This is a genomic window from Flavobacterium sp. CG_23.5 (assembly GCF_017875765.1).
Taxonomy (GTDB): domain Bacteria; phylum Bacteroidota; class Bacteroidia; order Flavobacteriales; family Flavobacteriaceae; genus Flavobacterium.
This window is the reverse complement of record NZ_JAGGNA010000001.1, coordinates 2,444,281-2,456,471: the sequence shown is the minus strand read 5'-3', so window position 1 is coordinate 2,456,471 and position 12,191 is coordinate 2,444,281. Positions and strand designations below refer to the sequence as shown.

Genomic DNA, 12,191 nt, shown 5'->3' with positions numbered 1-12,191 from the left:
ATTACTATATTTTCTGTAAATTTGACATAATGTGATGTTTATCATACAGATATTTTTTTAATTGCTTAAAATCTAATCATATGAAACTACCAAAAGAAATTTCCAATGGCTTAATTATCTTCATCGGAATCGGAGCTTATTTTTTATTAATGGAGCTTTTGGGTTTAGCAGATCTGATTTTCTTACGATTATTTAATGTTTTATTTGTTATTTATGGTACCAATAGGACTTTACAATCCAATTTTATGGAAGGTGAAATAGCTTTGGTTTCCAATGGTGTTGCAGCACTTCTCACCTCTCTATCCGGAGTTTTTTTAAGCATCCTTGGACTCATTGGCTATAGTTATGCAAAAGGTGGCGACGCCTATGTGCAATCCTTATCTAAGACTTTTTTATTTGGTGGTAACCCGTCCGTTATGACGTATTCTATTTCTTTATTTTTTGAAGGAATCGTATCTGCGGTAATTGTTACCTTTATTTTGCTGTTAATCTGGGAGACCAAATACTCTTCTGATAAACATAAAATTTAAATATAAAATTCTTGTCTTTTTGGTCACTTTAAAAAAACAAGACGTTATTTTCTTGAAAATTTTCTTCATAAAATAAAAAAAGCACCATCTATGAAACTACCAAAAGAAGTATTAAACGGAAGCATTATTTTTATTGGAATTGGAATCTTTTTTTTACTAATGAACGTTTTAGGACTCGCTAATTTGTTTTATCTACGTTTGTTAAACGTTGTCTTCATTTTTTACGGTGTCAACAAAACCATCGAAATGAATATTGTTGAAGGCAAAAAAGAATTTGTTGCTAACGCTGTATCGGCTATGAAGACTTCTCTTGTCGGCGTGTTTTTAAGCATTTTGGCATTAATTATTTATAGCTACTCAAAAGGAGGTGATGCCTATGTTCAATCACTTTCAAAAACTTTTTTGTTTGGAGGAAACCCATCGGTAACTACATATTCCATTTGCTTGCTTTTTGAAGGAATGGCATCGTCAGTAATTGTCACCATGTTATTAATGTTATACTGGAACAATAAGCTTTCAACTGACTAATTTCCTCTTATAAAATTATTTTACATTGTCTTTTAAAAACTATTAAATTGATTCTTGGAACAATTTAACTACTTTTGGCGCATTAAAAAATTTGTATCAATGAGCATTACAAAACACAACTGGACGAAAGACGAAATTATCGCAATATATAAGAAACCTATGATGGATTTGCTTTTTGAAGCAGCTTCTATACACAGGGAACATCATGATCCTAATGTAGTTCAAGTATCTACCTTATTATCTATAAAAACTGGAGGATGCCCGGAAGATTGTGGCTATTGTCCGCAAGCAGCACGATATCATACTTCAGTTGAAGGGAATGACCTAATGTCTGTGAGTCAAGTAAAAGCTCAGGCTTTGCGCGCGAAATCAAGTGGTTCATCACGTGTATGCATGGGAGCGGCTTGGAGAAATGTAAAAGACGGACCTGAATTTGATCAAGTCCTTGAGATGGTTCGTACCATCAACAAACTGGACATGGAAGTGTGTTGCACGCTTGGAATGATTACCGAAAACCAAGCTCACCGTTTGGCAGAAGCTGGTTTATACGCTTATAATCACAATTTAGACACTTCGGAAGAATATTATAAAGAAGTAATCTCAACACGTGGATTTGAAGACCGTCTACAAACTATTGAGAATGTTCGTAAAACGAATGTTACGGTGTGTAGTGGTGGAATCATTGGGATGGGAGAAAGCATCGAAGACAGAGCAGGAATGCTAGTGGCACTTTCTACCTTAAACCCTCAACCGGAATCAGTACCAATTAATGCTTTGGTTGCAGTAGAAGGAACCCCAATGGAAGAAGAAAAACCAGTGGAAATTTGGGAAATGATTCGAATGGTAGCGACTACCCGAATTATCATGCCCGAAACGCAAGTACGATTATCAGCTGGAAGAATGAATATGAGCCGTGAAGGTCAAGCGATGTGCTTCTTTGCTGGTGCCAATTCAATTTTTGCTGGAGATAAATTATTAACTACCCCTAATCCTGATGTAAATGAAGACATGAAAATGTTTGAAATGCTAGGTTTAAATCCTCAAAAAGCATTTACAAAGGTTTCTCAACCGCAAACAATCGAAGCGGCAGATTCACAATTTGCACCACTTGGCGAAAAACCAAAATGGTCAAGACCAGGGCATGAAATAGAACGAAATGTGGAAGCATCAATAAAAGGAAAGTCATTATAAAAACTAATCCTGAATATTTCTTTACATTAACGTAAAGCTTTATTAACTTTGCTCCCAGTTTAAATACTGGGAGCAATTTTTTTTTAATACATATAATTTTAATTATGCCATTACAACTGAAAGAAATTGAACGTGTTAAAACTATTTCAAAAAAAGATTTCTACACCAATTTCGTCAAAAAACAAAAACCTGTTGTGGTAGAGCAGTTAACATCTGATTGGCCTGCTTACGAAAAATGGAATTTAGATTATATTAAAAAAATGGCTGGGGATAAAACCGTCCCGTTATATGACGACCGTCCCGTTTCCTTCAAAGATGGATTCAATGAAGCGCATGCCAATATGAAAATGGCAGATTACATTGACCTTCTCAAGTCTAAACCGACAAATTTTCGAATTTTTCTTTATAATTTAATGAAAGAAGTTCCTTTATTAAAAAAAGACTTCAAATGGCCGGAACTTGGATTAAAACTTGTCAAACAGCTGCCAATGTTGTTCTTTGGAGGCGAAAATTCAAGAGTTTTCATGCATTATGATATTGATTATTCTAATATTCTACATTTTCAATTCAATGGAAAAAAGAGATGTGTTTTATTTGCACCAGATCAAACACCTTATTTATATAAAGTTCCATTCTCTTTAATTTCAAGAGAAGACATCGATTTTGACAATCCTGACTTCGATAAATTTCCCGCTCTGAAGCAATCCCAAGGATATGTTACTGAGTTAAAACACGGAGAAATGCTTTATATGCCACAAGGCTATTGGCATTACATGAAATACCTTACTCCTGGTTTTTCTATGAGTTTAAGGGCTTTTCCAAGAAGCATTGTTAAACTGTCAAAAGCCGCTTATAATGTGTTTATTATGCGCCATTTTGATAATTTCATGAAAAAAAGAAAAGGACAAGAATGGATTGATTACAAAAATGAAAAAGCTTTAATTACAACCAATAAGAATCTTTCTTAAGAGTTTATCTACTTTTATAAATATCATTAAACACTAAAAAATCCCATCCTGTTATAAACAAAATGGGATTTTTTAATGCATTATTAAATTTTCAATTATTTTTAATAAATAACTTTTTTTGAAATCACCTTACCATTGTTCAAAGTTACTTTTACTACTACTGTTTGATTATTCAAAGCAATACTTGAGGTATGAAACTCATTACTATTTATAACATCTTTCTCAAATATTTTTCTACCCAGAATATCAAAAACAGTGATTCGTTTTATTGTTTCCAGTTCTGATTTTATTTTTAATTCATTTTTATCTTTCGAAATAACAATTTGGTTATCCAGTTTGTCAAAATTATTCGTTCCTAAAGTTTTATTGGTGTAACGCAATACAAAACGGTCGTTGAATGTTCCTGCAACGGTAGAAAAAGTGTAGTCTCCGCTTTTCAAATCAAAAAGGGTATTATTTAATTTATCTTCAATAAAAACAGCCTGATCGTAAAGAAAACCATCAGCTTGACTAATTCTTATGGTAAAATCTCCATCAATAATAGTGCGATAACCTAAAGGAACCGCATCTGTTTCATCAAATGGCAAAGCCCTACCTTGAATCACTAAGTTTTTATCTTGGTTGATACTATAAAAATCGACATACTTATTACCATCAAAACTTTCACCATCAAAATTGTTATCATAATTATTTGTGGCATCAGAAATATAGCCAATTAAAGCTTGCTTAAAAGCGCCTTGCTCATTGAAAAAATCCAACCAAATCCGATTTTTCTCCATATCAATGGATGTTTTTGCTTTGGTATTGTTAAGTTTAAAAAACTGAGAGTTATTTAATGTCCCATCTGGCCCTGTCCCAAACACTCGCATATCATTAGTGAATCGAACTGTCCCATTATCAATTGCTGTTGCAAAAAAACCTTGCCCTGCCGCAATTATACCAGAAGGAACAGCACCTATTGGCCCAATTCCAACTGATCCAGTCGTGTTATACGACGCATAATCAGCATCCGTATAAATATTATTAGCAATAGCGGGACTATGGGTCCAAAAGTAAAGAGTTCCATCTAAAATGGTATTTGCAGCTAAAAACAAATCTGCATCAATGGCAGATGGATAAGGGTTCCCTAGAAGATATAATTTTCCTGCATTTGGATCAGTTACAGGTAAAGGTGGTACACCTGTAATTGCGATAGGATAAGATCCATTATTTGGCGTCCCGATAAATGAGGCCTGGAAGAGACTTGGCGCCGAATTACTTTTAGGTCCAAGAATACTATAGCCCACACCTATGTCCATTAGCTTTGTTGGTGATTCTTGTTTCCAATTTTCTGTGGTATCAAAAGAGTAAAAAAGATTTGTATTAGGGGATACATCAGATAATTTTGGGCCTGAAAAGCCCGAAACTGTAACTGGTGAAGACCAAAAGACAGAATCACTATTAAGGATAGCGGTATTAGTTAGTCTTTTGTAGGTTATATTTCCCGTATTTGCTCCCGTATAAGTTGTTTGCACTAAACTGGCACTGTTTTCGAACGTAAGGCTTCCAGGAACCGTTACAGTGATTACATCATCTGCTGTAGTTACAACACCATCTTTTACTGTAACAGCACCATTAGTCACCGTAAGTTTGGTAACATTTATATCGTTAGCAATACTATAACTACCTCCAAGGCCCGAGAACAAAAGATTATTATAATCACCCCCAGCAACTGTTTGCGCTGCACCATAATAGTCAACCGTACCTGTAGGAACATAAAGTCCGTTTGTTGCACCAGAAAAGCGTACTGTTCCATTCATAGTAGATGCAGATAATACACTATTATCATATAGTAAATTTCCTGATTGCATGTCCAATACCGCATTTGTGGGCGTCATATTTAAAATCCCCGCAGCTAGATTAAATCCATTCATATTAAAAATAGGAGCACCTCCATTATCTATATTCAATTGATTGCCAACTGTTATATGGCCGGAAGCGGTTTGGGTCCCAGAAATATTATTGAGTTGCAGAGAAGGAATGGCATTATAAATTCCACCTACGATGGTTTGTCCTCCTGTTGAACTAGCATAATTGATGGTATTGGTCCAAATTTTACCTGAAGGAATTGGATTAGTTGAAAGGTTCGATGATATAATTTGTCCTGAACCTGAATTAGTAAAAGCAGCTCCTCCTGTCAATGCAAAAGTGGAGAGGTCAAATACAGAAGTGGCAGAACTGTTATTGAGTATGCCATTTACTATTATATCCTTTGTTGTATAAAGAGTAGAAAGAACATTGGAGTTACTAAGATTATTGAATGTATTGGTTGACAAACCTCCAATTGATTGATCTGCAGTCCCTGTAAAATTTACTGTACCAATACCTGCTGTAAAAATCCCATTGTTAATCCAGTTCCCGCTTACAGCTAGTGTAAAATTAGCTAAAAAGCTTAAAGACGCCCCATTATCAATAGTGATAGTTTGACACAAAGCATCGGCAAGAGTTATTATTGGCTTTCTAGTAGGTGCGGCTGGTATAATTACATCAGTCGTAGCGTTTGGAATGCTTAGTCCACACCAGTTATTAGCAACATTCCAATCAGAACTAATAAGACCAGTCCATGTGCCTGGAACACAAATTACACCAACATTTAACACACCAGTTGTTGTGTTGCCAAAGTAAGTCACGTTTTTATTGCTAGCTGAAGATAATGCTCCTCCATAAGAACCTAAAGGTTGAGAAACTGCTATAAAAGTAAGCGCTGTGGAAGTCGAAACAGACCCACCAGACAAAATCGCTACTGTGCCAGTACCTAAAGACAAATTACCCGAAATAACAGTTGCCCCTGCAAAAGTCTTATTGCCAATACCACTAAGTGCAAGATTCCCATAATTTTGGATGGCGACTGTTTGTCCTGTACCACTATACTTAACCGTACTCGTTGCGCCTAATGCATTTGTTGCAAAACCTGAGGGAAAAGTACTTGTTCCACTCAAATTTAAGGTTCCTCCATTAGCAAGGCTAAAAGTTCCTACTCCAGATAGTAAAAAACCACCATTATCTAAACTTCCGTTTGTGCCATTTCCAACAGTGAGAGGTACTGAAGCATTAAAAATTTTAGCACTATTAGCTGTGATTGTTCCTGTACTGATGACACGAACCCCACCAGTTGCTGTAAATGGAGTAATCCATTCAAAGCTTGATAATCTAGGTGTAGTTGTATTGTATTGTAGTTTAGCGGCAGGTCCATAAGTAGGCGCTGCAGAAACCGTAGCAGTTCCCTCCATAGAGAGCGTGCCATTAACTAAAGGGACTTTTGTTAAAGATTTAAGCCCTGATGCGGAAACGGTTAAGTTATTAAAGGATGTAACTAATGTCCCTGTAAGGAACTGGGCTCCTGCTCCCCCAAAATTTACTGTTCCTGTACCGGGAACAAATACTCCTGCCGTGTTCGTCCACGCTGGGTTAGCTACTAGATTTGCGTTGATAGTGCTTGAACCGGCATTCAGTGTTCCAGCAATAAGTGTGACAAGTCCTGAAAAAGTATGTGTTAATCCTATTCCTAAATTTAATGTACCTACAGATCCGTTAATGGTCAATAGACCTCCCGTTACATTACCTGTTAAAGTAGCAATACCTGCAGTTTTTGTCATACTGACAGTTCCTGCGGTATTAAAAGCACCAATACTTTGAGTTGCCAAAACATCCGTAATTGTTATAGGTGAAGCATTAGCAGTGAGGATACCTCCATTATTTATAAAATTACCTCCAAAAGTCAAGCCCCAATTACTTCCACTTGTATTTAATTTAGCATTCAGACCTATTGTTAATGGCGCTGTAGGATTAAAAACTTTAGCCTCATTCAATGTTATTATACCTGTATTAGCAATAACCACTCCGCCAGTTGAAGCAAATGGAGTAATCCATTCTTCTGAAGTAGCTGCATAAGCTGCGGCTTTGTTATATTGTAATGTCGCATTTGCTCCATAAGTCACAGCTCCTGTGGTAACAATAACTGCAGCAGTAGTACCTGCCATATAGAGAGTACCATTTACAGTTGGTGGCGTTGAAAATGTCTTGTTTTTTGTGCCAGAAATAATTAAATTATTATAGTTTACAACAGCTGCCGTTTGCGCAGCTCCATAATATTCTACTGTTCCAGTACCTGGGCTAAATGTTCCAACGCCAGTACCTGCTATGCTAGCTCCAATTCTTAACAAACTAGAACCACAATTAAGCGTTCCATTGGTTCTCGTCCAAGTTCCATTAAAGGTATGCGTCCCTGATACTAAATCTAAAGTCCCTCCAGCTCCACTTATAGTTAATCCACCGGCGCTGACATTTCCCGTTAAAGTAGCCGCCCCTCCTGTTTTTAGCATACTTACTAATCCTGTGGTGGTAAATCCCTGAATCGATTGATTGGCAGAACCTGTAAACTGAACTTGTGCTATGAATAGCGTAAAAATTCCTGAATAAGTGAAATTTCCTCCTAATTTTAAAAAACCTGCATTAGTAAATATAAATGAACTGGTACTATTAAAATTCCCTGTGGAAACAGCTACTTGACCTGTGGAAAGTGTAAACGTTCCGGTATTACTAAAATTACCTGTCGATAGATTTACTTGTGCCGTTGTTCCTGAGACCTTTCCATTATTGGTGAAATTACCGTTAACCGCAATTACCCTATTCATAGTACTCAATGTTGCGCCTACATTAACGGTCACATCAGTAACTATTGTATTTGCTCCAACAGTTATCGTATTTGTACTGACCCCATTACCAATTATAATAGAAGGCGGCACCCCAGTTAGTGTTAAAATTCCAAAGCTAGTTGTGCCGGTAAACAAAATCGTTCCAGGCCCGTTAACTCCATTAGTGGTAGTTCCACTATTTGCAAAAGTTCCGATAACGGTAAATGTCTGACTGCTGTTAATAATTAATTTACTAGTGGTTGTACTTAAATTAAGATTAGTAATACTCGCAGAAACTGTAACCGTAACGGCATGACCAGCGCCAATAGTTACATTATCTGAAGCCAAAGGAACAACACCTCCAACCCAAGTTGATGGCGTTGACCAAGAACCACTTCCTGCACTTATTATTGTAGCCGCATTAGTTAGAGAGAAAGAAAATAGGGCTATTAAAACAAAAATTACTTTAAATTCATTTAATTTACGAACCGAAAATGATTGGACTAATTTTAAATACGAATTTAAAAGCGTAGACGAATTCCTTTTTGATGATCCTTTATAAATGGCTTTTTGTGCCGTAATCCCAAATTGAAACAAAATTAGAAAAAAAGGAGTGAGTAGTTTTTTTATCATAATTTTTGGGATGTTAAAGAAAATTAGTAGGCATTAATCTGCAAAAACATCTAAAAACAACTAGAAAACAAAATAAAACCGTTTAAATGCATTTATATCTGTTTAAATACATCTTTTATTGATTTTAATTTTAAAATTTGTGGAGAATAACAAAAATTCTAAAAAACGAAAAGACACATACAAATGAAGGAATGCATAATTTGATGTTTTAAAGTCTTTTAATAAGCAATTTTATCAGTGAACGTCTGTCCATTTTGCAATAGAATCTTAACCAGTAAAGTTTGATGAGCAGAAGCTAAATTTAGAATGATGAATTCATTTGTATTCACGTTCGTTTTTTGATAAATGGATCTACCCCATAAGTCGTACACTTGAACTTTGTTAATCATTTCGACCGATGAGTTTATCTTTATTTGTTTATTTTTATTCGAGACTAAAACTGTATTGTCGAGTTTATCAAAATTATTGGTTCCTAAAGTTTTATTGGTATAACGCAACACAAAACGGTCGTTGAATGTTCCTGCTTCAGTACTGAAATTATAAGCTCCTTCTTTTAAATTTTTAATAATCTTGGCGTTTTTATCTTCAATAAATACATCTTGATTTACAAATAACCCATCTGTTTGATCAATCGCAATTGTAAAATCACCAACAATAGTAGATCTATAACCGATAGAAACAACATCAGTTTCATTAAAGGGTAAAGATCTACCTTGAATCACCAGGTTTTTATCTTGGTTGATACTATAAAAATCTAAAAACTCATTCCCATCAAATGTCTCTCCATCATATCCATTATCATAGTCATTTGTGGCTCCGTCCACATAGCCTACCAAAGCTTGTTTGAATACACCTTGATTATTGTATAAATTTAGCCATACTCTATTTTTTTCAAAGGAGTCAGCCATTTTTGATTTTGCGCTAAATTTAAAAAACTGCGAGTTGTTTCCCGTAATACCTCCTACTCCTACTCTCATATTATTATTGAATACTACAGTTCCAGCGGCAATACTAGTTGCAAAAAATGCCTGCCCTGATCCAATTTTCCCCGACGGAGCATCGATATTAACTCCTGTATTTACGGCACTAGTTTTAACTCCACCAACAAGGTTATAAGAAGCGTAATCACCCTGCGAATACAAATTACCAGTAATAGGTGTATTATGCGTCCAAAAATAAATAGTCCCATCTAATACCCCGCTATTTGCTATTAAAAACGCATTGGCATCTAAAGCGGAAGGATATGGATTCCCTAAAAGATAAGATGCTTCGACAGAGGGAATGATGGATACTGTTATATTTCCATTATTTGGCACTCCACTAAAAGACGCTTGATAAGGACCTGGAGGTAAAGGTGCCGTAAAATTCTGCGGTCCCCTAATGATATAACCAATCCCTTTCCCCATAACAGTACTTGAACTTTCCTGTTTCCAAGCATCGGCCACTGCATCAAAAGAAAAAAACTTGTCTGCGGCTGTATTCGAAGAAACATTGTATAATGTTTGTGGCGAAACTGGCGAAGACCAATAAGTATAATCAAATTTACTTATCGGCGTAGTTAATCGCTTGTAAGTAATATTGTCTGCATTGGCGACATTGTTTAGCTGTACCAAACTAGCGGTATCCTCAAAAGTTAAAGACCCTGAACTGGCAACAGTAACTTCATTTGCGACAGTCAGCGTATGACCAGAATTAATAATTACATTTGCACCACCCGAAACATAGCATGAACAACTCGAAAGGTCACCAGTTGAATTATAACTACTGTTAAAAATAATTTTTTGATTAATGGTTGGTACTCCATCTGACCAAGACCCACTCCAAGTTGTTGTCGCAGAAGATAAATTAACTGCGGTTGATGATGATATGCATCCCGCAATATTTTTTATTAGCACAATGTAATTTCCTGCCGCTAATCCTGATTTAGTATTACTTGATTGATAAGTCCCGCCATTATCAAAACTATAAATATCACTTGCGCTTTGAACTGTAATATCAATTGTTCCTGTCGGTGTTACACAATTAGGTTGCGTTATTGAAGTAATTGTCGGGGCTGTTAACAGCGGGAGAAAAGTGATTTGACGTTCTCTGGTTGAACTATCTACCGAGCATTGAGTCGTTGAATTATTAAAAGTGATGTATACACGGTATGCAGCAGATTCTGAAGGCGTTCCTCCCGTAATGTTTAATGAGGCTGTTGTCGCTCCAGAGTATTTTCCAACATTATCTACGACTGTCCAGACACCTGACGTAATAGATTTTTTCCACTGATAAGAAACAACATTTGGTATGGCAGTAACCGAAACTGAAGCCGTTAAAGCATAATTTGTTCCATAACATTGAGTAACTAATGGACTACCTGTTATTCCTGTTATTTCATTTACAGAAAGAGTCGCAATACTCGAACTAACACTACATGTGCCATTAAAAACAATTACTTGAAATTGTGTACCATCAGGAAATTGTGCACTACCCACTTTTGCTACTGTAATTTTGCTAATTGTAGGGTAAGTTACATTGGTAACCGGCATAGTAGCAAAACTTCCTCCAGGTAATTTGTACTTCCAAGTATAAGTCGTTGCTCCAGAGGCTACAACATTAAAACTAACAGAAGCCCCCTCGCAATCTAACTGACTTACCGGTTGTGAAGCAATAACTGGTAAAGAATTTACAGTGATTGTAATTTGAGAAGTAATTACGGTACATGTACTTTTTACTTTCAATCGATAATAAGTAGTTTGAGATAATGGGGCAGAGAAAGAATATGTTGGACTCGTTGCTCCGTTAATATCTGCAAATCCACCGCCAGAAATTATTGATGATTGCCATTGATACTCTGGGGAACTTGCATTCGTTGTACTAGATAATGTAGAAGGTGTTACATTTGAACAAACGGTTTGATTACTTGATATACTCGTTGTAAACCCACAAAGACTACCTCCACTACATGGTCCGGTAGAACAATTACCATCTGAGCCAAAAATGGCACCACTATTGTCTGTTATAATTGTACCAGTTGCTTCTAACGTCCCTGTACCAACAATTGTTGATCCATTCCCTCCAGTTACATTTCCAAAAATCTTAACCGTACCATTAAATGAAATACCAGTACTATTATTACTGTTGTTCAATAGACCATAAACAATTAACGTAGCTCCAGCATTAATAGTAACAATACTATTATTCGCGAAGTCAACTACTTGGTTTGAAAAAGCATTAGTTGAGATACCAACTGTTAATATATAAGGAGAATTAACGATTAAAGTGCCAGATCCCTTTACTGTAATTGTATTTAATTGAGCGTCACTATTTATAGTAAAAGTACCCCCACTTGCAATTATAATATCATCTCCAGCATAAATTGCATTATAAATCACCGCTGAGTTAATGGTGACCTGGGCTGCATCCATATTTCCGGAAATAGAAAAAAACATCAATGTGAAAACAAAATAATTAAATTTGTGTAAAAGTATTTTCATATTTATCTCGTAGGAATCTAATATAGGTTTTAGCCTACAAATAAAAATATAAAAAACCAAGATGCCAGCCAAATTAAGTCGATTAAGTACGCATATTTCAGTTATAATGCAGCAATCATATACTTCAAATCCTGTTTTTAGAAAAAATCATATGTTTTAGAAAATTTATACAGTGATGATTGGGTACTA

At 35.7% G+C, this 12,191-nt stretch carries 6 protein-coding genes; 4 read left to right on the top strand and 2 right to left on the bottom strand.

What is annotated here, in order from left to right:
* Positions 1-80 precede the first annotated feature (80 nt).
* The 4 genes from H4V97_RS10575 (at position 81) to H4V97_RS10560 (ending at position 3,217) form a co-directional block, all read left to right on the top strand.
* A complete protein-coding gene (locus tag H4V97_RS10575) occupies positions 81-530 on the top strand; it encodes a hypothetical protein (RefSeq protein ID WP_196850300.1) in 450 nt (149 codons plus the stop codon).
* A gap of 90 nt (positions 531-620) precedes the next feature.
* Positions 621-1,058, top strand: a complete 438-nt coding sequence (locus H4V97_RS10570) for a hypothetical protein (protein ID WP_196850301.1) — start codon at positions 621-623, stop codon at positions 1,056-1,058.
* A 99-nt stretch (positions 1,059-1,157) separates the two neighbouring features.
* Positions 1,158-2,249 carry a biotin synthase BioB gene (gene bioB, locus H4V97_RS10565; RefSeq protein WP_196850302.1) on the top strand — a complete coding sequence of 364 codons (1,092 nt, stop codon included), beginning with the start codon at positions 1,158-1,160 and terminating at the stop codon, positions 2,247-2,249.
* A 104-nt stretch (positions 2,250-2,353) separates the two neighbouring features.
* Positions 2,354-3,217 carry a cupin-like domain-containing protein gene (locus H4V97_RS10560; protein WP_209549692.1) on the top strand — a complete coding sequence of 288 codons (864 nt, stop codon included), beginning with the start codon at positions 2,354-2,356 and terminating at the stop codon, positions 3,215-3,217.
* 101 nt (positions 3,218-3,318) lie between these two features.
* Here H4V97_RS10560 and H4V97_RS10555 read toward each other — a convergent pair whose 3' ends face one another.
* Both H4V97_RS10555 and H4V97_RS10550 read right to left on the bottom strand, forming a co-directional pair.
* Complete coding sequence (locus tag H4V97_RS10555; RefSeq protein WP_209549691.1) at positions 3,319-8,523, bottom strand: T9SS sorting signal type C domain-containing protein; 5,205 nt, start codon at positions 8,521-8,523, stop codon at positions 3,319-3,321.
* A 218-nt stretch (positions 8,524-8,741) separates the two neighbouring features.
* Positions 8,742-12,002 (bottom strand): T9SS sorting signal type C domain-containing protein, encoded by a 3,261-nt coding sequence (locus tag H4V97_RS10550; RefSeq protein ID WP_209549690.1) that lies wholly within the window; start codon positions 12,000-12,002, stop codon positions 8,742-8,744.
* Positions 12,003-12,191: the final 189 nt, after the last annotated feature.

Bases quoted from the DNA above. Each gene is read 5' to 3' on its own strand.
- H4V97_RS10575 (WP_196850300.1), top strand. From the start codon at position 81: ATGAAACTACCAAAAGAAATTTCCAATGGCTTAATTATCTTCATCGGA.
- H4V97_RS10570 (WP_196850301.1), top strand. From the start codon at position 621: ATGAAACTACCAAAAGAAGTATTAAACGGAAGCATTATTTTTATTGGA.
- bioB (WP_196850302.1), top strand. From the start codon at position 1,158: ATGAGCATTACAAAACACAACTGGACGAAAGACGAAATTATCGCAATA.
- H4V97_RS10560 (WP_209549692.1), top strand. From the start codon at position 2,354: ATGCCATTACAACTGAAAGAAATTGAACGTGTTAAAACTATTTCAAAA.
- H4V97_RS10555 (WP_209549691.1), bottom strand. From the start codon at position 8,523: ATGATAAAAAAACTACTCACTCCTTTTTTTCTAATTTTGTTTCAATTT.
- H4V97_RS10550 (WP_209549690.1), bottom strand. From the start codon at position 12,002: ATGAAAATACTTTTACACAAATTTAATTATTTTGTTTTCACATTGATG.